Origin of the sequence: Erwinia sp., assembly GCF_049696395.1 — a bacterium.
GTDB lineage: Bacteria > Pseudomonadota > Gammaproteobacteria > Enterobacterales > Enterobacteriaceae > Erwinia.
On the sequence record NZ_JBAVTT010000021.1, the window covers coordinates 1 to 21,708 of the forward strand.

Sequence of the window (21,708 nt, forward strand, 5' to 3'; positions counted from 1 at the left end):
CAGCTGTCTGCGCCGTGGCTTCCTTTACGTCGGCCCAGTAACAGCCTGCCTTCCCGCACAATCAATATGCCTACGCCAACGTTGGGCTGGGTCATTCCTCTCTCCTCCGATCGGCCTGCCGGGCCGACATTGTTAGCTAAATAGATTCAGCAGGTGGGCTAATTGTTTTTCATTTGTTATCAGCGTGGTAAGCCAAAGAAAGCGCCGTTAAAGGCCACTTTTCCCCTGTGCAGCCTGGCAGGGGAAGCGCTTCACACTTTCTCCGCGTCGGCGGTATGCTGGCGGCGATGAGCCATAATCTGCTGCAGATTCATCTCAATCCAGTCGGCTAACCCTACAACCTGCTCCCGCACTTCCTGCCCGCTTGGCGAGAGCCGGTATTCAACGTGTGGCGGAATAACGTCATAGGCTATACGCTCTACAAAGCCATCCTCTTCCATAAACCTCAGCGTCTGCGACAGCATTCGTTCGCTGATGCCGCCGATTTTTCTTCTCAGTTCACTGAAACGCAGGGTGTCATCCTGCAAGGCGACGAGGATAAGCAGGCTCCAGCGGCTGGTCAGGCGCTTCAGTACATCCCTGGAGGGACAGTTGGCATCAAACAGTTCACCCCGGCGAAACTTGTCGCTGAGCGAGAGGCTGGGACTTTCTTCATTTTTTTGCATACTAACATTCCTGTAAGTACTTACTTTTAATTAGTGTATGGCATAGGCTGATTGGGTGAAAGCGATTTACGCGGCAACCGCCGCCACACCTTATGCATTCCACAGGAGATCATCATGATTGCTGTAACCGGCGCGACTGGCCAACTGGGCCGTTTAGTGATTGAAGCCTTACTGAAGAAAGTGCCTGCTGCGGAGATTATTGCCGCAGTTCGTTCGCCTGAGAAGGCTGCGGAGTTTGCGGAGTTGGGTGTTCAGGTACGCCAGGCTGACTATGCAAAACCAGAAACCTTAGCCAGCGCGTTCAGTGGCGTGGAAAAAGTGCTGCTGGTCTCCTCCAGCGAAGTGGGCGCGCGTGAGGCTCAGCACAAAGCGGTGATCGCAGCCGCTAAAGAAGCGGGTGTGTCTCTGCTGGCTTACACCAGTTTGCTGCATGCGGACACCAGCGCGCTGGGTCTGGCTGCTGAACACGTTGCTACTGAGCAGGCGTTGATCGCCTCGGGTGTGCCCTACGCTATCCTGCGTAACGGCTGGTATACCGAAAACTACGCGGCCAGCATCGCACCTGCCATCACTCACGGCGCCTTTATCGGCGCGGCAGGAGAGGGCAAGATTGCCTCAGCCAGCCGTCAGGATTATGCCGAAGCCGCAGCCGCCGTGCTGGCAGGCAATGATGCAGCAGGGAAAATTTATGAACTGTCCGGTGACACAGCCTACACGCTGGCGGAATTTACCGCAGAGATCGCTAAGCAGAGTGGCAAAGCGATCCAGCATATCGATATGCCTCAGGCTGATTTTTCCGCCGCGCTGAAGGGCGCAGGTCTGCCAGACTGGCTGGCAGAAATGCTGGCAGATTCTGATGCCGGTGCGGCAAAAGGGGGCCTGTTTGATGACAGCCACACGCTCAGCAAACTGACCGGTCACCCAACCACACCTTGGCAGGATGTGGTCAAAGCCTTCGTGACTAAAGCGTAATCGCTACGGGAGAGCCTGGCTCTCCCTCTCTTCTTGTTGCTGGCTGGAAAGTAATTTCGCCTGTCGCTTAATCTTTTTGACAGACCCGGTCAAATATCTTCACTATCGGCCCGGGAAATAATCTTGCACTATCGCCACTACATTTCGTGAAAATAAAGGCCAGATGCATGTCATTAATCAAAAAAATATCCGTCCCGTTAGTTATTACTGCTGCACTCTACTCTCAGTTTTCTGCTGCGGCAGTTGAAAGCTATGCGATGGACTCCGGGCACACTTCAGTAGTGGTTTCCTGGACTCACTTTGGTTTTTCGCATCCTACTGCTGATTTATCTGGCATCACCGGGAATATTGATTTTGACAACAGCAACGTTGCTAAATCCAAAGTCGATGTTTCCATTCCGGTGGACACTATAAATACCCATGTTGATGCGCTGACCACCGAATTTAAAGGGGCAGAGTATTTCGACGTGACCAAATTCCCAACTGCGACATTTAAAAGCACGAAAGTGGTCAGCAAAGGGAAAAATAAAATGGACGTTTATGGCGACCTGACCATCAAAGATATTACCAAACCCGTGATCCTGCATGCCGTGCTGAACAAGCAGGGTATGCATCCAATGGTGAAGAAGCAGGCGGTTGGCTTTGACGCGACCACCACTTTTAAGCGTTCTGATTTCAAGCTGGATAAATATGTGCCAGCCGTCAGCGATGATGTGAAGCTGACTATCTCTACTGAAGCTTACGCTAAGTAAGTTTATCCGTGCGGAAGGCCTGCTTTCCGCACTGTTGTTCTCTCCTCCGCCAGGCTTTTTCTGCCCGATCTACTGCCAGAATTTCTTCTTACTCGTTTTACCAATCCCCGGATTACAGCTGTTAGTGGGATCGAGCTGACGCAGGTGTGACTCATGTTCACAGGACGCGTGATAAAGATGGCCTACGTTGTGCTCCGCCGGGTATTTCGCGCCTCGCTGGTCGAGGTACTTCAGCACCGCGTGTTTAAAGGCAACCGCATCCACGCCGGGTTTCAGTATGTAGTCCTGATGATTCACAAAGCAGAAGAAGTGCCCGCAACAGGAGTCTTCCTGCACCTTGTCCTGCAGAGCCTGCGGCAATTTAATCCGCCATTCTGTATCGTTACGACGTAAAGCGACATCAAAGGCGATCAGCCGTTGGTCGGTATTAATCCCTTTGTAATCGCAATAAGAGATGGTGCAACCACCCACGCCGAAACGCACCAGGAAAGCATCGCGCTCTTCGCGGCTGTCGCAGGGAAAATACTGGCCGGACTTATCGCTGAAGAAGGCTTCCAGTAAGCGCTGCAACTCATCAGCATGACGCGCTTCCGCTTTGATCATCAGATGGTGCTCAAAACGTTCACGGTAAGCCAGGATGCGTGGGGCAACCCCTTTTGGCGTCACGTTATTGGCAAACTGCAGCACTTTATCGACAAAGTTTGCTGGCAAGACCTTGAGGTTTTTGACCCGAATATCCCATTTTGCTTTGTTCGCCATCAGCTGCGGCAAGGCTTCCGGGCCGAAGCGGTTGATGGCCCAGTACATATGTTTGGCATAGCGCACGGTCAGGTCAAACGCATCGCGGTGGATATATTCCGCCTGCAACGGCAATTCCGACAGTCCTGCAAGCAGATAACGGCGCAGGGCAACCAGCTCGGTTTCATCATTGGTGCCGATATAAAAAGTGCGGGTTTTATCGCTGGCATCGAAAGTGGAGAGGCGTACCGCAAATACGGCGACCTTGCCAGCGCTGCCTGAACTGTCGTGGAGATACTGCACGTTACCGTTGTAGCGAGTTGGCGTGTCCGCCTCTACATCACGCAGGATAGCGGCATAATCATCTGCCCAGATTTTGCCTTCCCAGTCTGGCGCTGTACCGGTGCTAAATTGCTGTGATTCCAGATTAGCGATCATCTCTTCCGGTGTACTACCCAACTCAATACCCAGATGATTTACCAGCTGCAAAGACCCATCAGCATTGATGCGCGCAAACAGCGATTTTTCAGTGAAGGCGGGGCCACGGCGAATGAGTGAGCCGCCGGAGTTATTACACACTCCACCAATCACTGAAGCACCAATACAGGAAGATCCGATAACGGAGTGGGGCTCTTTGCCGTGGGGCAGCAGCGCTTTTTCCAGTTCAGTAAGGGTGCTTCCGGGGAAAGCCAGTACCTGCCTGGCCTGGTCGATCACCTGCACGCCTTTCAACTTCCGGGTGCTGACAATCACCACTTCGCGGTCGTACTCTGCGCCATCAGGCGTTGAGCCGCCGGTGACGCCGGTATTGGCTGCCTGCATCAGAATAATGCTGTCACAGGCTACGCAGGCCTGCAGCACCTGCCAGAGTTGCATCAACGTGTGTGGGATCGCCACCGCCAACGCTTTACCGCTGCCAACGCGGAAGCCTTTCGTGTAGTAAGCTTTGCTGTCCTCGCTGGTCAGCACCTGCTCTTTACCCAGTAACTGCTCCAGTCGGGTAATGACGCCTGACTCCTTCACCATCTGAACGGCTCCTGAATGTGACTTATCCAGCGGCGACCACCCTGAGGGTAGCAGCCTGATTGGGCATGTAAGTTCCATACTACAGAGCACATCGGTGAAAAACTGTGATTTATGTGCGGCTGAACGGGACGCGTGATCGATCGCAGTTAAGCCGCAAAGGGAGAGTTCAAAGGCAGGGGCGAGGGGCCAGATACGTTGATACCACTTCCCGGATGGCTACGCCTATCACCGTCACCTCATCCAGTTGCTCCCCTTCAATAATGTCCCCCTCATCGGTGACAAGCTGTTGAGGGTTTTGCCGGACTCGTGCCCAGCTGCAGCTGCCATCCAGTTCAACCAGCACGCGGCTGCCAGCAATGGCAGGACGGTAACGATCGATAATGCACAGGGTGCCATTGCAGGAGGTCAGATAGCAGTCGTGATTGGTCGGCACCAAATCCTGTAATTTACTGAACAGAAAGGTGATTTCGTGCCGGGCAGGAGAACGAAAACGTGCCGTTTGAGAAGAGAGCACCTCACCGGTAGCGGAATGTTCAATGAACGTTGTCATACCTTGCCCCTTAATTATTCCATCGCTTTGATGGTGAACGTCACCACGCCAAAGATCTCCAGTTTGTCTTCCCCGGAGAGCACAATCGGCGGCCAGCCTGCGTTCATTGCCAGCAGTTGTACCGCTGGCCTCAGCTGCAGTTTTTTAACCGTAAACTCTCCGTCGATAGCGGCGACCACAATATCACCGTGACCGGCGGTTAGAGAGTTATCCACCACCAGTAAATCCCCGTCGTCGATCCCTGCATCCTTCATCGACTCACCACTCACTTTAATGAAGTAGGTTGAGTCTGGTCGCTGGATCAGCAAGTTATTGAGATCCAGGCGCTGCCCAACATCGTCCTCTGCAGTAAAAGGCGAGCCACAGGGCACGCGGGCAAGAAAGAGGGGTAAATGCAGGCTTTCCCGCACTTCGGCAAGCTGAAGAAGGTTCATGATGATGGCTCACAAAATGACTGTATATAAATACAGTATTATCATTTGCGACTCAGGATCAAGTCTGACGGCCGTTATTTTAGCGGATAATTGTTAACACTATGTTATTTAATGCTTAATTCAGCTTTTGACTGGCAGGGCATTGAGCGCTGCTGCCAGAAAGTGGGGGGATTGCCTGAGGACGTGACTGACTGAGGAAACAGTGAATGCCATTTTTACGCAAACGAAAAAAAGGGCATCAGCGTTAACTGATACCCTTTCCTGAAGGTCATGTTATTCAATTCTGGATGATGCCGTTGAAAATGCAGTCATCGTTGCTTGAACACCACCTTCGTTTTGACACCCGTTAAAAGCTTACTTCTAACCAGTGTGCTTCGATGTATGGTGCCCGGACTCGGAATCGAACCAAGGACACGGGGATTTTCAATCCCCTGCTCTACCGACTGAGCTATCCGGGCAACGGGGCGCATTAAACCGTAAAGGCCGTCTTGCGTCAACGGCTTTGTCACAAAAATCCCTTAAACGGCTGCTGATTGCTTGCTTTTCAAACAGACAGCAGGGGTTTTGCTCAGGCCAGTGCGCCATTTTTACGGCATAACGCAATGCTTAAAACGTCCTCAGCCAGCGTGCGGGCCGTAACCACTTCCTGCACGTTGCGTGTCACCAACAGACGGCTCAGGCAGCCCTCAAGGATCAACTCCATCTGATGAGCAACCAGCGTTGGATTGTCAGTTTCCAGCTCGGTTAACAGACTGTGAGTATGCTGCCAGGAGGCTTGTTTCTGTAAATCAGCCACCTGATGGATGGGATGGTCAGGCTGCGGATAAAAACTGCAGGCCGCAATAAACAAACAGCCAGGATAGCGCTGGTTTTTCACCGCATCTTCCAGCACCTGATAGCGGGCCATCAGCTTTTGTTCTGCATTCAGCGTCTCATCAAGCAACAGCTTACGCCGCCAGATATCGATTTGCTGGCTGTGGTAGCGCAGGGCGTCATACAGCAACGCTTCACGATCTGGCCAGAAGCGGTGCAGATCCTCTAACTGGCAGTTCACCGCTTGTGCCATGTCGGCGAAAGACGTTGAGGCCGCCAGGCCTTTTTGCTCGAGTATGTTTAATGCATGCTCGAGTACCTGTTCACGTTGCAAGTGACTCTCCTCTTGAATGCCCGTTTCGCGGTTCTTAACCGGGAAATCACACCCTAGTGTCGTTTACTCCGCGAGTTTCTGCAAATGCTGCTGGAAAGCGGCGGCATCCATGAAGCCCGTGACTCGGGAGTGGGGGATTTCTTTGCCGCTGGCATCGAAGAACAAAATGGTTGGCAGCCCCAGAACCTGCAGCTGTTTTAGCAAGGCGCTGTCCTGGGCATTGTTAGCCGTGACATCAGCTTGCAGCAGCTGGGTGTTGCTCAGCGCACTTTGAACGTCTGGCTGGCTGAAGGTGTATTTCTCGAACTCCTTGCAAGCCACACACCAGTCAGCGTAGAGGTCGAGCAGGGTAATGCGTCCCTGAGCGTTTTGCAGCGCTTTATTTAGCTGGTCAGTGTCACTAATACGGGTGAAGTTAAGGTGTGCGATGGCTGCGTTTTGACTTGGGGATGAAAATGCCCAGTCCTGTAAAGGACGTGCAGCAACCAGTGCGGCTGCCAGCATCACTATTTGCCCAAGGCGCAGCCAGCCGTTACCAGACTTCAAACTGATAAAGGCCCAGCCGAAGAAGGCGACGGCCAGCAGGCTCCACAGACGCAGGCCCCACTGATCGCCAATCACTCGTTCCAGCAGAAACACGGGCAAAGCAAGGATCACAAATCCAAACCCTTCTTTGACCGTTTGCATCCAGGCGCCGCTTTTAGGCAGCAGGCGGTTGCCAAACAGCGTGACGGCAATCAGCGGTAGCCCCATTCCCAGCGCGTACAGATAGAGCGTGCCAGCGCCAGCCAGCATGTTCCCGCTTTGAGCAATATAAAGCAGGATCGCGCTAAGGGGTGCGGTGGTGCAGGGGGAGCAAATCAACCCAGCCAGCGCACCCATCAAAAAGACGCCGGTAAGCGATCCACCTTGCTGGCGGTTGCTCCAGAGCGTCAGCCGAGTTTGTAGCGAAGAAGGCAGCTGCAGTGTGAACAGGCCAAACATCGACAAAGAGAGCAGGATAAAGAGCACGGACAACCCAATCAGAATGGCTGGTGCCTGCAACGCAGCCTGAAAACGCAGGCCTGCCGCCGCCACAATCACGCCCATTACCGTGTAAGTCAGCGCCATGCCCTGGACATAAACCATCGCCAAAGCGAACAAACGACCCAGAGAGTATTGACGATTGCCGCCGAGAATAATGCCGGAAATCAAGGGATACATCGGCAGCACACAGGGAGTGAAGGCTACGCCAATGCCGATCAGCAGCGCCCAAAGTGGCGAGAATGGCAGGCTTCCGTCTGGCGAAGTCTGAGCACTTACCGGTGCGGAAGCGCTAGTCGTCAACGCAGCGCCATTATGCTGGGTTGAAGACTCAGTAACAGCCTGACCGGTGACAACGCTGCCAGCTTTCACTTCCTCTAACGGCACACTGCGTGTTTCCGGTGGATAACAGAATCCTGCTGCGGCACAACCCTGATAAGTGACGCTGACCGTTGCCCCTTTGCCCGCCTGCTGCAGGACTAAAGGTAACGTCAGACTTTCCGGATAAATTTCGGTTTTGCCATAGAACTCGTCTTCATGAGGTTGGCCCTCAGGAAGCGTAAAGTCCGCGAGCTTCGCGCCGTTAGCCGAGAGGGTAATTTGCTGGCGATAGAGGTAATAGCCGGGTTTAACCTGCCAGCTAAGCGTCAGCTTGTTAGCCTGTTGATTGAAGTCAAAAGCAAAGGCCTGGTCAACCGTGCCGAAATGGCTGTTGCTGTTTTGTCCGAACAGCGAGGCCGAAGCACTCAGGCTGAACAGGGTGGTAAACAGGATAAAAATCAGTGATGTAATGCGCTTAGCCATAACGGGTAACCACGTTCTCCATGTTGGGCTGAGTCGGGCAGAGGGCGGAGAGACTTCCGGCAGCGCTGTGACTGAGCTCAGAGGGTAATCCTCGGGTGCGACGCAACTATAACATGCCGTCACGGCAGGGAGTTTTTCAGGATGTAACGTGGAAAACCAGAGCGGAGAATGCTCCGCCCTGGTAAGGATTGCTTTCAGGTGATTCTGGCCGATCTGACGCTATAAAATGAGGTGACCCAAGATAAAGCCAAACAGCACGGACAGCGCAATCGCGAGGGTGCCCGGAACAATAAACGAGTGGTTGAAGACATACTTCCCAATGCGTGTTGAACCGGTATCGTCCATTTCTACGGCGGCCAGCAGCGTAGGATAGGTTGGCAGCACAAACAGTGCTGAGACGGCAGCAAACGAAGCTACGGCGGTGATGGGTGAGACGCCAAGCAGTAAGGCAGCAGGCATCAAGGCTTTTGTGGTGGCGGCCTGTGAATAGAGCAGCGTGGAAGCAAAGAACAGGATTACCGCCAGCATCCACGGGTAATCAGTCAGCAGGTCGCCCGCCACCTGCTGAATCTCGCCAATGTGCGCTTTCACAAAGGTGTCGCCCAGCCAGGCTACACCCATTACGCAGATGCAGGCACTCATGCCGGATTTGAAGGTGCTGGCAGAGAGGATTTTCGCGGTATCCACTTTACAGGTAAAGCAGATGATGGCGGCAACGGTTAGCATAAAGACCACGATGGCTTCATTGCGCGGCAGTACCGGGTTGGTTATCAGGCCAACGGCATCGCTGATGGCAGTGGCATAGAGCACCACCGCGACAATGCCGATCAGGAACAGCAGAACGGACAGCTTTGCGCCGGGTTTGGCTTCGTACACCCCGGCACCACGCAGAACGGTTTCCCCTTTAGCCAACTTTTGCTGGTAAATCGCATCTTCTTTCAGCTCTTTCCCCAGGAAATTGGTGATGAGTGCTGCAAGGAAAATAGCGATCATGGTTGAAGGGATCGACACGGCTAACAGTGCAAGATAGCTGATGCCCTTTGGCTCCAGGATCCCGGCAAGAAACACCACCGCAGCCGAAATTGGCGAGGCGGTAATAGCAATCTGTGAAGCCACAACCGCAATGGATAAGGGACGCGAAGGGCGAACGCCTTGCTCTTTGGCCACTTCAGCGATCACCGGCAGGGTGGAAAATGCCGTATGCCCGGTTCCTGCCATCAATGTCATAAAATAGGTCACCAGAGGCGCAAGTAAGGTGATGTAGCGCGGGTGCTTCCTGAGCAGGCGCTCAGCCATGCTGACCAGGTAATCCATCCCGCCTGCTACCTGCATGGCAGCAATGGCGGCAATAACCCCCATAATAATTTCAATGACGTCGAAGGGAATGGCGCCCGGCTTGAGGTGAAAGCCGAGCGTCAGAATTAGCATTCCCAGGCCACCGGCAAAACCGATACCAATGCCGCCCAGCCGCGCTCCCAGATAAATCGCCAACAGGACGACAATTAACTCCGGCACAATCATGATCTACTCCTTGGACTTTTTTGATAACTAACCGTTAATAATATGTAGGCTGTGCCATAAAAAAAGGCACGTCGTTCTGCGAACGCACGTGCCTTTAAGGTCTGTCAGGTTGAACTGTTATTGATCATTTTCATCGGTGTAGCGTTTGGCTTTATACACCGGGAACATCAGATTCTGCGTGGAGAAAATGTCATCCAGTTCTGCTTCGGTCAGTAATCCACGTTCCAGCACCACTTCCCGAACGCTTTTGCCCGTTTCAGCACAAATCTTGCCGACGATGTCGCCGTTGTGGTGGCCGATATACGGGTTGAGATAGGTAACGATACCAATCGAATTAAAGACATAAGCTTCACAGACCGCTTTGTTAGCGGTAATGCCGTTCACGCATTTTTCCAGCAGGTTTGAACAGGCGTTGGTCAGAATATGGACCGACTCAAACAGCGCCTGGCCGATAACCGGTTCCATGACGTTCAGCTGCAGTTGACCCGCTTCAGAAGCCATCGTCACGGTCACGTCATTGCCGATCACCTTGAAACACACCTGATTAACGACTTCTGGTACCACCGGATTCACCTTGGCAGGCATGATCGAAGAACCAGCCTGCAATTCCGGCAGGTTGATTTCATTCAGCCCAGCGCGAGGCCCGGAGGAGAGAAGACGCAGGTCATTACAGATTTTAGAGAGTTTAACCGCCAGGCGCTTCAGCGCGCTGTGCACCATGACATAGGCACCGCAGTCTGAGGTCGCTTCGATCAAATCTTCCGCAGGTACACAAGGCAGGTTGCTGACTTCGGCCAGCTTCTGCACCGCCAGTGCCTGATAACCGTCCGGCGTGTTCAGGCGCGTACCGATAGCCGTGGCGCCCAGATTCACTTCCAGCAGCAATTCGCCGGTGCGCAGCAGGTTTTTAATCTCTTCATTCAGCAGAACGCTGTAGGCGTGGAACTCCTGGCCTAACGTCATTGGCACCGCGTCCTGCAACTGGGTACGGCCCATTTTCAGGATGGTTTCAAACTCAACAGCTTTGCGCTGGAAGCCTTCGCTTAACTGGCCGATGGCATCCAACAGCTTTAAAATAGAGGTATAGACGGCAATACGAAAACCGGTTGGGTAGGCATCATTGGTGGACTGGCACTTGTTCACGTGGTCATTGGGATTGAGGAACTGGTATTCCCCTTTCTGGTGACCCATCAACTCCAGACCAATGTTGGCAAGCACTTCATTGGTATTCATGTTGACCGAGGTGCCGGCACCGCCCTGATAGACATCGATAGGGAACTGATCCATGCATTTGCCGTTGTTCAACACTTCATCGCAGGCCTGAATAATGGTGTTGGCGATATGTCGGGGAATAGTCTGCAACTCTTTGTTGGCCATCGCCGCTGCTTTTTTGACCATTACCATGCCACGCACAAACTCGGGGATATCGCTGATTTTACTGTTACTGATGTAAAAATTTTCAATCGCACGCAGAGTATGAACACCGTAGTAAGCATCTGCCGGAACTTCACGCATACCTAACAGGTCTTCTTCGATACGAATGCTATTTGTCATGAGAACCTTCTTGTTTTTGCTACCGGATACACCCAAAAAGTCGGTGTAGATCATCACAATCAAAGTGAATCTTTGGTCATGAACAGCCTCGGCCGACATGTTATCCATTTGCGGTAGACTGAGCACGATCATATTCTGTTAAGGGCAAAAAGCCTGAATCCAGATCACTTAAATTGCGTTCATTTTCAAACCTCTTCGACTTAGTGTGATATTGATCACATCTTCATGACCAACATGAATTTCGTATAAGGTAGTTGAAAAATGCTCTGTAAGAGCCCATTTCATTAGTCTACGATCGTGATGATCCCTATTTTTGCCGTCCCGCCTTGCGCGAGAGGGCCCTGACAGACAGGAGACTGCGGTGCGCTGGTTACCGTTTTTAGTATTGTTTATTCTCGCCTGGATTGAGATCACTCTCTTCATTCAGGTGGCGCACGTGATGGGCGTGCTGCTGACGCTGCTGCTGGTGGTGTTCAGTTCCCTCATTGGTATCTCGCTGGTAAAAAACCAGGGGATGAAAAACTTTATGCTGATGCAGCAGAAGCTGGCCGCCGGTGATAGCCCAGCCGCCGAGATGATTAAAAGCGTGTCGCTGATCATCGCTGGTTTCCTGTTGCTGCTGCCTGGTTTCTTCACCGACTTCCTCGGCTTGCTGCTGCTGCTGCCGCCAGTGCAAAAGCACCTGACGCTGAAGCTGATGCCGCACCTGAAGGTTTGGCGCGGGACAGGCGCAGGCCCGGACAGTGGTTTCACCGTTGACGGTGAATTCGAGCGCAAAGACAGCAAACTCCTTGAGCACGATGATCCTGAGGATCGCCGTTAACGGAGCCGAAGGCGGGATTTCCCGCCTTTTTGCTTTTCAGGGGAAACGATTGCCTGTTATTTGTGCAGTTGGTTTGCAGAAGCGAAATTTTTATTTTTTTCCCCTTGAAAGCCCCTCTACCAGGCCCTATCTCTTTCGTCACGAGGCCGGTGCCAGTGAAGCCCGGCGTTCATCCCAAAAACCTGATTGGCTTCTCAAAGGAGAGTTATCAATGAAAATTCGTCCATTGCACGACCGTGTTATCGTCAAGCGTAAAGAAGTGGAATCTAAATCAGCTGGCGGCATCGTGCTGACTGGCTCCGCAGCCGGTAAATCTACCCGTGGCGAAGTACTGGCAGTTGGCAATGGCCGTATCCTGGAAAGCGGCGATGTGAAACCGCTGGACGTTAAAGTTGGCGATGTTGTGATCTTCAGCGAAGGCTACGGTGCGAAAACTGAGAAAATCGACAACCAGGAAGTGCTGATCATTTCTGAAAGCGACATTCTGGCAATTGTTGAAGCGTAATTACGCGTAACTCACTGAACAAACGAATTTAAGGGATATTTTAAGATGGCAGCTAAAGACGTAAAATTCGGTAATGACGCACGCGTAAAAATGCTGCGTGGCGTTAACGTACTGGCAGATGCAGTAAAAGTTACCCTGGGCCCGAAAGGCCGTAACGTGGTTCTGGATAAATCTTTTGGTTCACCAACCATCACTAAAGATGGCGTTTCTGTAGCACGTGAAATCGAACTGGAAGACAAGTTCGAAAACATGGGTGCTCAGATGGTGAAAGAAGTGGCCTCTAAAGCGAACGACGCTGCAGGCGACGGCACCACCACCGCAACTGTTCTGGCTCAGTCTATCGTTAACGAAGGTCTGAAAGCCGTTGCTGCGGGCATGAACCCAATGGATCTGAAGCGCGGGATCGACAAAGCTGTTATCCACGCTGTTGAAGAACTGAAAAAACTGTCTGTGCCTTGCTCTGACTCTAAAGCTATCGCTCAGGTAGGTACCATCTCTGCTAACTCCGATGAAACCGTGGGCGAACTGATTGCTCAGGCGATGGAAAAAGTGGGCAAAGAAGGCGTGATCACCGTTGAGGAAGGCACCGGCCTGCAAGACGAGCTGGACGTGGTTGAAGGTATGCAGTTTGACCGTGGCTACCTGTCCCCGTACTTCATCAACAAGCCAGAAACTGGCGCAGTAGAACTGGAAACCCCGTTCATTCTGCTGGCTGACAAAAAAATCTCCAACATCCGTGAAATGCTGCCAGTGCTGGAAGCCGTAGCGAAAGCTGGCAAACCACTGCTGATCGTAGCGGAAGATGTTGAAGGCGAAGCGCTGGCTACTCTGGTAGTGAACACCATGCGCGGTATCGTGAAAGTGGCTGCGGTTAAAGCACCTGGTTTCGGCGACCGTCGTAAAGCTATGCTGCAGGACATCGCTGTGCTGACTGGCGGTACCGTTATCTCTGAAGAGATCGGTATGGAGCTGGAAAAAGCGACTCTGGAAGATCTGGGTCAGGCAAAACGCGTTGTAATCAGCAAAGACACCACCATCATCATTGATGGCGTGGGCGAAGAAGCGACTATCTCTGGCCGTGTCTCTCAGATCCGTCAGCAGATTGAAGAAGCGACTTCTGACTACGACCGTGAAAAGCTGCAGGAGCGCGTAGCGAAACTGGCAGGCGGCGTTGCCGTACTGAAAGTTGGCGCAGCCACTGAAGTTGAAATGAAAGAGAAGAAAGCTCGCGTTGAAGATGCCCTGCACGCAACCCGTGCTGCGGTTGAAGAAGGCGTTGTTGCTGGTGGTGGTGTTGCACTGGTACGCGTGGCTTCTAAACTGGTTGATCTGCGTGGCCAGAACGAAGACCAGAACGTGGGTATCAAAGTTGCACTGCGTGCAATGGAATCTCCACTGCGTCAGATCGTTTCTAACGCCGGTGAAGAGCCTTCAGTTGTGACTAACAACGTGAAAGCGGGCGAAGGTAACTACGGTTACAACGCACAGACTGAAGAATACGGCGACATGATCGACTTCGGTATCCTGGACCCAACTAAAGTGACCCGTTCTGCTCTGCAGTATGCGGCCTCTATTGCTGGTCTGATGATCACCACCGAATGTATGATTACCGATCTGCCGAAAGGCGACACCCCTGATTTAGGCGGTGGCGGTATGGGTGGTATGGGCGGCATGGGCGGCATGATGTAATACGACGAAAGTCGTGTTGCTGCCAGGCTTCACTGAAAAGTGCCAGCTCTGTAGCCCTTAGCAGTTCTGAAGAAAGAAGCCCCGCCAATTGGTGGGGCTTCTTATTTGTTGTCTACCGCGATATTTCATTCAAGATCAGAAGCCTATTCGTACTCCCCACATTTGCCGTAACCGGCGATTCAATGTGGTGGCCTTTCAGGTAATCTATTTCCGCAAAGAGTAAAGCGTCCTGTGGGGAGCGTGCCTCCAGCACTAAACCATAGCAGCCAGTATTACCCGGAATGCTATTGGCGAAATTCCATTTATTGTTAAACCTGACACCGTTATTTTTACTTCTGTATTACGGCTTTAAATTCGGAAGTTATCGGTGGGCTGGACTTTTCCGCTCTGAATGTTTAGCGCTGCACAACGGGTTCCCGGTAGTGAGTTGCCTTAGCAGCTATTGTTTCTTCCATTTTATTTTCAGGCTTATAGTGATTTTTAATCATGTTCAATGAAATGGACGTTCCCTGGCACTATTTTATTGGGTTAGGGTTATTCAAATGAATGACTCAACACACTAATGCCAGCTGAGACTCTGTCATTGTTATTGCCCTGAAAATTCCGTGTTGCTGGTGACCTTTACATGTTTATTGTTTTTTAAATCTTGTCAGTTCAATGGCACTCTGTCGCGTTAGTTCATACAAAGCTCAAGGGAAAAAATCGGTTCTTTGGGTGAGGTTTATGAGGTTAGAAACAGGTTTTTTTTCCTCTGAACAATTTGCGGCAAAACGCTAACGTAAGTTCAGGAATTCTGCTTTTTTATGGTAGGCTCGTCGGAGTATTTTGATGATAATAATGGGGATTAAAATGCGGATTAACGTTTTGCTTGGTCTTTCAGTAGCAGCTGCGCTGCTGGCGGGCTGTAGCAGCAGTTCTAACACCCTGAGTGCTGCGGGTGAGCGCGTCAGCTTTACCGACCAGCAACCAGCGAAAGAGTGCCAACTGCTGGGCAACCTGACCGGTGAGCAGAGCAACTGGTTAAGCGGTGCTGGCGGCGGCGAAAGCAGCTCGCTGCGTGGCGCGGCAAACGATCTGCGCAACCGTGCGGCAGAAATGGGCGGCAACACGATTTACGGTGCAACCAGCCCAACGCAAAACATCTGGTCAAGCTTTGCCCCGCTGGACAGCAAAATGAGCGGCCAGGTGTACAAGTGCCCTTAACAGTTTGCGGCTACGCTCTGCAGGTTGAGACCGCTTACTAGCGATTGGCAGAGTGTCTGAAGCAGAAAAGACAGGGGGAGGATCATTGATCCTCCCCCTGTTTGTGTTTGTGGCGTGGTTAAATCTGGCGTAGCTGTAAATCGAGCGGGGTTTTGCTGGGTTCCCCACCAATCTCACGGGCCAGCTTCGGTACCATATAGCCGGAAACGTTGGCTAACAGTTCCCGCATAATCGCCCTGGCTTCTTCGTCCGAAACATAGAAGTGCGCTGCACCCTGCACTTTATCCAGCACATGCAGGTAATAAGGCAGGACTCCCGCATCAAACAAGGCATTGCTGAGCGTGGCCAGCGTGGTGGCATTATCATTGATATTGCGCAACAGCACGCTCTGGTTAAGCAGCGTGACACCCGCCATTTTCAGCTGTTGCAGGGCATCCCGCAGCTCGTCATCTATCTCTTGCGCGTGATTGATGTGGGTCACCATCAGCACTTGCAGCCGCGACTGCGCCAACCGCTGACAGAGCGAACGGGTGATACGGCTGGGGATCACCACCGGCAACCGGCTGTGGATCCTGAGGCGTTTCAGATGCGGGATCTGCTCCAGTTCGCTGATGAGCCAGTCCAGTTCGGCGTCTTTTGCCATCAAAGGATCGCCACCGGAGAAAATAATCTCATCCAGTTCTGGCTGCTCTCGGATATACTCCAGGGCTTGCTGCCAGTTGCGCTTGTTTCCCTGGTTATCCTGGTAGGGAAAATGGCGGCGGAAACAGTAGCGGCAGTTAACCGCACAACCGCCTTTAACCAGCAACAGCGCACGATTGCGATATTTATGTAACAGACCCGGCACCACGCTGCTCTGCTCATCGAGCGGGTCAGTACTGTAACCCGGAGCATCAACAAACTCCTGGCTGGCGGTGATCACCTGCAGCAGGAGCGGATCTTGTGGATCGCCTTTTTGCATTCTGGACGCGAAGGCCCGCGGGACGCGCAGGGCAAACAGACGTCGGGCATCACTGCCTGCCGTTAGCTCCGGGTGCGAATCGAGGCCTAAAAGTTGCAGTAATTCATTTGGGTCGGTGATTACATCCGCAAGTTGATGCAACCATTCTTCTCGCGAAGGGGTTTTTAGGGTTACAATGTGTGCCATTTTTTTGGCTTAGTACCAGTATTAAATTGTAGAGGGCCTTTATGGCGACTTATTCTAGCAACGATTTCCGTCCCGGTCTTAAAATCATGTTCGAAGGCGAACCTTACGCTATCGAATCGAGCGAGTTCGTTAAACCAGGTAAAGGCCAGGCTTTTGCACGCGTAAAAATGCGTCGCCTGCTGACCGGCTCCCGCGTTGAGAAAACCTTCAAATCTACCGACTCCGCTGAAGGCGCAGACGTAGTAGATACCAACCTCAACTACCTGTACAACGACGGTGAGTTCTACCACTTCATGCACCCGGAAACCTTCGAACAGCACCCTGTTGAAGAGAAGACCGTGGGCGATGCGGCTAAATGGCTGCTGGATAACGCAGAATGTATCGTAACCCTGTGGAACGGCAAGCCGATCCAGGTGTTGCCACCAAACTTCGTTGAGCTGGAAATCACTGATACCGATCCAGGCCTGAAAGGCGATACCGCTGGTACTGGCGGCAAGCCAGCTACCCTGTCTACCGGTGCCGTGGTCAAAGTGCCACTGTTCGTGCAGATTGGCGAAGTGATCCGTGTTGATACCCGTTCAGGCGAATACGTTTCTCGCGTGAAATAAGCCCGATGAAGTGGGCCTGAGCCTCAGGCCCCTTTTCTTTAACGATGTGAGCTGAATCAGATGATGAAGTGGATAAAACTCATTGCTGTAGCAGTGCTTATGACCAGTGCGCTCAGCGCCTGCAATACCTTTCACGGGTTTGGTGAGGATGTTCAACACCTCGGCGGTGCTATCTCACACGCAGCCAACTAATCTGTCGCGAAAATGTCCTTTTGCTACCTGCTTCAATAGCATGTGGTCAAATTACAGCTATGCTTAATTCGCTGTACTTTACTTCACGCTAAAAGGACATTCCTATGTTAAAGAAAAGTATTATTTCACTCCTTTCTGTACTGGTGCTTTCTTCGGTGCTCACAGCTTGTAACACCACGCGTGGCGTGGGTGAAGACGTGTCAGCCGGTGGCCAGGCGATTCAAAAAAGCGCTCAGTAATTACGATGCCGGTGCTCCCCGCACCGGCTTCATTGCCTACTTTCCTTGTTGCACCCAAATCAACTTGCTGACATCAAAGCCATTCTCCCGGGCTTTCGCTAACATTGACTCTTTCACCTGATCTGAAATCTGCGGCGTACGGGAAAGGATCCAGAGATAGTCACGGTTCGGACCACTGACCAGCGAATGCTGATACTCGTTATCCAGCGCAATCACGTTGTAACCGCCATAGAACGGGCCGAAAAATGACACTTTCAGGGCTGCGCGGCTCTGTGGGCCGGTAAAATAGGCTTTACCTTCACTTTCCTGCCAGCGCTGCTTCTTCACGTTATAACCGCGATTAACCACCTTCAGGCCGCCATCATCACGCTTACTGTAGGTTGCCGTGACATGATCAAGCCCACTTTCGAAAGAGTGGTCAAGTCTGGCGATTTCATACCATTTACCCAGATAAAGATCGGCATTAAACCCTTCAATGGGCGTAACACCCTTAGGCGGGGTTACGCTGCAGGCGACGGACAATAAGGCAACGGTGCCTGCGACCAGTATTTTCCACAGAGACATAAGCTATTCCTTTGAGATTGAATAGCTTGAGTATAGAGGATGTTTCAGGCGGCAGGCGTGCCGCCTGTGAATTACAGCGTGATCACCCCAATTGCCGTCACTACGGTGAGAATGACAGCCAGCCCGTAGAACACCCATTTTCCTGCCGGAACAGGAAGTCGGATGTCATGCATCCCATGATGCAGGCGATGCAGTGCGCACCACAGTGGCATGACAATCATCAGAAACAGGAACAGGCGTCCGGGCAGGGATTGTGCCGACTGGAGGAGATGCTCATAGCTGAGTCCACGTTCTGTCCCTATTCCTAAGGGAAGCAGCAATCCAGCCAACAGAATAACCACAGGCGAGACCAGAGCCGCCCACATTCCTCCGGCACCAAACAGCCCCCAGAACACCGGTTCATTTGAACGCAGTGAGGTGTTTTTCATAATGCTTCCCTCATTATCAGTGCCCACGTCAGCAGGATCAGGCTAATCAGTACCATCAAAACCCAAAGGCATTTGATGACGGGAGCTGAGGGCATTTTTTTTCCGCCCAGCATGATGACCTGGGCCTTAGGGGCCAGCTCAAACCAGGTTTTACTGTGTAACAAGGCTGCCGCCAGCGCGACTGTGTTCATCAACAGCATAAAGGGATGTTGTAAGACGGTGACAAATGCCTGCCAACTCTGCTCGCCATTCTTCAAGGCGAAAAGGCCAAAAATCATTTCAACGCTGAACCACAGCGCGGGCAGTGCCGTGGCTTCGCGCAGCATATAAAAACGGTAGTAGCCTGATTTTTGCCACCAGTTGGCCGGCATCGGGCGTTGAAAGGGTTTCCGTTTCGTCGTCATTATAGGGCTCCCTACTGCGGTCTGAGTGTGGTAATCAGGAAATCCTGAGCGCTGGCCACTTTGCTTTGCTGAATAGCTGCTGCCGGGTCAACATGCTTCGGGCAAACCTCCGAGCAGAAGCCAACAAAGGTGCAGGGCCAGACGCCGTTCTCGCCGTTCAGTTTTGGCATTCGCTGCGCCTTGCCTTTATCACGGCTATCAAGGTTGTAGCGGTGCGCCAGAGTAATGGCTGCAGGGCCGATAAATTCCGGATTGAGGCCAAATTGCGGGCAGGCGGCGTAACACAGACCGCAGTTGATGCAGCCGGAGAATTGATGATACTTCGCCATCTGCGCCGGAGTTTGTCGGTGAGGACCTCGTTCTGCGTCCCGAGGGTTACCGATAATCCACGGCTTTACTGCCTCCAGGCTTTCGATAAAGCGGCTCATATCCACAATCAGATCCCGTTCTACGGGGAAGTGTGCCAGCGGTTCAACCAGCAGGCCTTTCGGGTAGTGACGCAAAAAGGTTTTGCAGGCCAGTTTGGGGACACCATTCACCATCATGCCGCAGGAGCCACAAATCGCCATCCGGCAAGACCAGCGGTACGACAGGTCCCACGCGAGGTTATCTTTAATAAAACCAAGCGCATCCAGCAGAGAAGTTTGCTCGTCCCAGGGAACGTCAAAGATTTCATGACGTGGAACCTTGTCGGCTTCCGGGTTATAGCGCTGAACCGTAATTTTACAGTGAGCAAGTTCACTCATGGAGGGCCTCCTTACCTTCAGATTCGGCACCATAGACGCGTTTCGCCGGAGGTGATCGGGTAATGTTGACCTCATCCCAGCTGATTTCAGGTGCACCGTCAGGGCGATAAAAACTCAGGGAGTGCTTCAGATACTGTTCGTCGTTGCGGGTAGTGCAGCCTTCATCCAGCCGCTGATGAGCGCCACGGGACTCTTTACGCTGGAGGGCGGCATGAGCCATGCATTCGGCCACGTTAAGGCCGTGCGCCAGTTCAATGCTGTAGAGCAGCTGCGTGTTGAAAACGCTGGAGGTATCGCTGATGTGCAGATGCTTGCAGCGCTCCTGCAGCTCAGCCAGTTTGTCGACGGTCTTTTGCATCAGTTCTGGCGTGCGGTAGATGCCGCACCCTTCTTCCATTGCCAACCCCATCTCATCTCGCAGTTCTGACCAGCTCTCTTTGCCTTGTTGATTTACCAGCCCTTGCAGGCGCTTTTCACAGTCTTTGGCCTGGGCTTCCAGCGTGCTGGCGGATTTTTTATGGGCTTGAACGGCATGTCTGGCCGCATTTTCCCCGGCAAGCCTGCCGAACACGGCCAGTTCAGCCAGCGAGTTAGAGCCCAAACGGTTGGCACCGTGAAGGCCGACTGATGAGCATTCCCCAACGGCGAAGAGACCGGCGATCCTCGTTTCGCACTGGGCGTTGGTTTCAATACCGCCCATGGTGTAATGAGCTGTAGGCCGCACGGGGATTGGAGCCTGCGCAGGATCCACGCCAATATAGGCTTTACTGAGTTCACAGATAAACGGCAGGCGCTCTAGCAACTTCTTCTCGCCAAGATGGCGCAAATCCAGATGCACCACGTCACCGCGTGGTGTGGCCACGGTTCGGCCTTTACGCCACTCATGCCAGAAGGCTTGAGAGACTTTGTCACGCGGGCCCAGCTCCATATATTTGTTTTTCGGCTGGCCGAGCGGCGTTTCCGGTCCCATTCCGTAGTCCTGCAGATAGCGGTAGCCATCCTTGTTGACCATAATACCGCCTTCACCCCGGCAGCCTTCGGTCATCAGGATCCCTGAACCTGGCAGTCCGGTCGGATGATATTGCACAAACTCCATGTCCCTTAACGGCACACCATGACGCAGCGCCATGCCCATACCGTCACCTGTGACGATGCCGCCATTGGTGTTGTAGCGATAGACCCTGGCTGCTCCTCCTGTTGCCAGCACCACGGCTCCGGCATGAATTTGTATCAGCGTGCCTTCCATCATATTCATGGCTACCAGACCCCGCGCTTCCCCTTCATCAACCAGCAGATCCAGCACGAAGTGCTCGTCAAAACGCTGGATTTGCGGGTATTTCAGTGAGGTTTGAAACAGCGTGTGCAGCATATGGAAACCGGTTTTATCCGCGGCAAACCAGGTACGCTCAATCTTCATCCCGCCGAAGCGACGCACGTTTACCGTGCCATCGTCCCGGCGGCTCCACGGGCAGCCCCACAACTCAAGCTGGGTCATCTCCCTTGGGCAGTGCTCTACAAAATAATCGACGACATCCTGTTCGCACAGCCAGTCTCCCCCTGAAACGGTGTCCTGAAAATGGAGATCGAAGCTGTCGTGGGATTGCGTCACGGCGGCAGAACCGCCTTCTGCGGCTACGGTATGGCTACGCATTGGATAGACTTTCGAGACCAGCGCAATAGTCAAGGCGGGGTAGGCTTCAGCGGCAGCAATAGCGGCGCGGAGTCCAGCTCCGCCAGCGCCGACAATGACCAGATCGGCAGTATAGGTTTGCACGGTGTTCTCCCTGTCAGAGTGTCAGAAGAGTGGAAAAGGTCAGGAAATCCTCACTTTTTCCAGGGAGAACAGTATAAAACCGGCCATCAGCGCTAAACTTGATATGTTCGGGTATTGGTATGAGAAATAAACAGAAAAAGCGCGATCTGGCCGACATTTTTCACTGAGGAGATGTGCAATCGCACGGCGATCTTCAGTGA

General features: G+C 52.7%; 23 protein-coding genes and 1 tRNA gene. 9 read left to right on the forward strand and 15 right to left on the reverse strand.

Going from position 1 to position 21,708, the window contains the following annotated elements; all coding sequences use genetic code 11:
- Positions 1-251: 251 nt before the first annotated feature.
- Complete coding sequence (locus tag WCC56_RS02800; RefSeq protein ID WP_424690923.1) at positions 252-665, reverse strand: winged helix-turn-helix transcriptional regulator; 414 nt, start codon at positions 663-665, stop codon at positions 252-254.
- A 114-nt stretch (positions 666-779) separates the two neighbouring features.
- On the opposite strand from WCC56_RS02800, the gene WCC56_RS02805 reads away from it, so the two are divergent.
- Positions 780-1,637 (forward strand): SDR family oxidoreductase, encoded by an 858-nt coding sequence (locus tag WCC56_RS02805; RefSeq protein ID WP_424690924.1) that lies wholly within the window; start codon positions 780-782, stop codon positions 1,635-1,637.
- A 167-nt stretch (positions 1,638-1,804) separates the two neighbouring features.
- A complete protein-coding gene (locus WCC56_RS02810) occupies positions 1,805-2,389 on the forward strand; it encodes a YceI family protein (RefSeq protein ID WP_424690925.1) in 585 nt (194 codons plus the stop codon).
- A 69-nt stretch (positions 2,390-2,458) separates the two neighbouring features.
- Here the strand turns inward: WCC56_RS02810 and dld are convergent, their stop codons facing one another.
- From dld to aspA, 8 genes are all read right to left on the reverse strand, one after another.
- Complete coding sequence (dld, locus tag WCC56_RS02815) at positions 2,459-4,153, reverse strand: D-lactate dehydrogenase (RefSeq protein WP_424690926.1); 1,695 nt, start codon at positions 4,151-4,153, stop codon at positions 2,459-2,461.
- Between the two features lie 166 nt (positions 4,154-4,319).
- Complete coding sequence (locus WCC56_RS02820) at positions 4,320-4,703, reverse strand: hypothetical protein (RefSeq protein ID WP_424690927.1); 384 nt, start codon at positions 4,701-4,703, stop codon at positions 4,320-4,322.
- A gap of 14 nt (positions 4,704-4,717) precedes the next feature.
- Positions 4,718-5,137 (reverse strand): translesion error-prone DNA polymerase V autoproteolytic subunit, encoded by a 420-nt coding sequence (gene umuD, locus WCC56_RS02825; RefSeq protein WP_424690928.1) that lies wholly within the window; start codon positions 5,135-5,137, stop codon positions 4,718-4,720.
- A 382-nt stretch (positions 5,138-5,519) separates the two neighbouring features.
- Positions 5,520-5,595: transfer RNA gene (locus WCC56_RS02830), tRNA-Phe, on the reverse strand.
- Between the two features lie 110 nt (positions 5,596-5,705).
- Positions 5,706-6,284 (reverse strand): division control transcriptional repressor DicD, encoded by a 579-nt coding sequence (gene dicD, locus WCC56_RS02835; RefSeq protein WP_424690929.1) that lies wholly within the window; start codon positions 6,282-6,284, stop codon positions 5,706-5,708.
- A gap of 63 nt (positions 6,285-6,347) precedes the next feature.
- Entirely contained in the window at positions 6,348-8,111 is a 1,764-nt protein-coding gene (locus WCC56_RS02840; protein WP_424690930.1) for a protein-disulfide reductase DsbD, read from the reverse strand.
- 219 nt (positions 8,112-8,330) lie between these two features.
- Positions 8,331-9,632: an anaerobic C4-dicarboxylate transporter gene (locus tag WCC56_RS02845; RefSeq protein ID WP_424690931.1), complete on the reverse strand. Its 1,302-nt coding sequence runs from the start codon at positions 9,630-9,632 to the stop codon at positions 8,331-8,333.
- A gap of 117 nt (positions 9,633-9,749) precedes the next feature.
- On the reverse strand, positions 9,750-11,186 hold the full coding sequence (aspA, locus tag WCC56_RS02850) for an aspartate ammonia-lyase (protein ID WP_424690932.1): 1,437 nt from the start codon (positions 11,184-11,186) through the stop codon (positions 9,750-9,752).
- A 361-nt stretch (positions 11,187-11,547) separates the two neighbouring features.
- On the opposite strand from aspA, the gene WCC56_RS02855 reads away from it, so the two are divergent.
- From WCC56_RS02855 to WCC56_RS02870, 4 genes are all read left to right on the forward strand, one after another.
- Positions 11,548-12,009, forward strand: coding sequence for an FxsA family protein (locus tag WCC56_RS02855; RefSeq protein WP_424690933.1), 462 nt, complete (start codon positions 11,548-11,550; stop codon positions 12,007-12,009).
- 211 nt (positions 12,010-12,220) lie between these two features.
- Positions 12,221-12,514 carry a co-chaperone GroES gene (locus WCC56_RS02860; RefSeq protein ID WP_012442682.1) on the forward strand — a complete coding sequence of 98 codons (294 nt, stop codon included), beginning with the start codon at positions 12,221-12,223 and terminating at the stop codon, positions 12,512-12,514.
- A gap of 45 nt (positions 12,515-12,559) precedes the next feature.
- Positions 12,560-14,203: a chaperonin GroEL gene (groL, locus tag WCC56_RS02865; protein WP_424690934.1), complete on the forward strand. Its 1,644-nt coding sequence runs from the start codon at positions 12,560-12,562 to the stop codon at positions 14,201-14,203.
- A gap of 849 nt (positions 14,204-15,052) precedes the next feature.
- Entirely contained in the window at positions 15,053-15,406 is a 354-nt protein-coding gene (locus WCC56_RS02870) for a DUF4156 domain-containing protein (RefSeq protein ID WP_424690935.1), read from the forward strand.
- 118 nt (positions 15,407-15,524) lie between these two features.
- On the opposite strand, the gene epmB is transcribed toward WCC56_RS02870, so the two are convergent.
- Entirely contained in the window at positions 15,525-16,553 is a 1,029-nt protein-coding gene (epmB, locus tag WCC56_RS02875; RefSeq protein WP_424690936.1) for an EF-P beta-lysylation protein EpmB, read from the reverse strand.
- Positions 16,554-16,594: 41 nt separating this feature from the next.
- Between epmB and efp the strand changes: the two genes are divergently transcribed.
- The 3 genes from efp to WCC56_RS02890 all read left to right on the forward strand — a co-directional run bounded on the left by efp (position 16,595) and on the right by WCC56_RS02890 (position 17,592).
- The gene (efp, locus tag WCC56_RS02880) at positions 16,595-17,161 is read left to right on the forward strand and encodes an elongation factor P (protein ID WP_034891518.1); all 567 of its coding nucleotides are present in this window, start codon (positions 16,595-16,597) and stop codon (positions 17,159-17,161) included.
- Between the two features lie 60 nt (positions 17,162-17,221).
- Entirely contained in the window at positions 17,222-17,353 is a 132-nt protein-coding gene (locus WCC56_RS02885) for an entericidin A/B family lipoprotein (RefSeq protein WP_424690937.1), read from the forward strand.
- Positions 17,354-17,457: 104 nt separating this feature from the next.
- Complete coding sequence (locus tag WCC56_RS02890) at positions 17,458-17,592, forward strand: entericidin A/B family lipoprotein (RefSeq protein ID WP_424690938.1); 135 nt, start codon at positions 17,458-17,460, stop codon at positions 17,590-17,592.
- A gap of 36 nt (positions 17,593-17,628) precedes the next feature.
- Here the strand turns inward: WCC56_RS02890 and WCC56_RS02895 are convergent, their stop codons facing one another.
- From WCC56_RS02895 to frdA, 5 genes are all read right to left on the reverse strand, one after another.
- Positions 17,629-18,156: a lipocalin family protein gene (locus WCC56_RS02895; RefSeq protein ID WP_424690939.1), complete on the reverse strand. Its 528-nt coding sequence runs from the start codon at positions 18,154-18,156 to the stop codon at positions 17,629-17,631.
- Between the two features lie 71 nt (positions 18,157-18,227).
- Entirely contained in the window at positions 18,228-18,584 is a 357-nt protein-coding gene (frdD, locus tag WCC56_RS02900; RefSeq protein ID WP_424690940.1) for a fumarate reductase subunit FrdD, read from the reverse strand.
- Positions 18,581-18,988, reverse strand: a complete 408-nt coding sequence (frdC, locus tag WCC56_RS02905) for a fumarate reductase subunit FrdC (RefSeq protein WP_424690941.1) — start codon at positions 18,986-18,988, stop codon at positions 18,581-18,583. The genes frdD and frdC overlap by 4 nt, the downstream gene beginning before the upstream one ends.
- An 11-nt stretch (positions 18,989-18,999) precedes the next feature.
- Complete coding sequence (locus WCC56_RS02910; RefSeq protein ID WP_424690942.1) at positions 19,000-19,734, reverse strand: succinate dehydrogenase/fumarate reductase iron-sulfur subunit; 735 nt, start codon at positions 19,732-19,734, stop codon at positions 19,000-19,002.
- A complete protein-coding gene (frdA, locus tag WCC56_RS02915) occupies positions 19,727-21,508 on the reverse strand; it encodes a fumarate reductase (quinol) flavoprotein subunit (RefSeq protein ID WP_424690943.1) in 1,782 nt (593 codons plus the stop codon). The genes WCC56_RS02910 and frdA overlap by 8 nt, the downstream gene beginning before the upstream one ends.
- Positions 21,509-21,708: the final 200 nt, after the last annotated feature.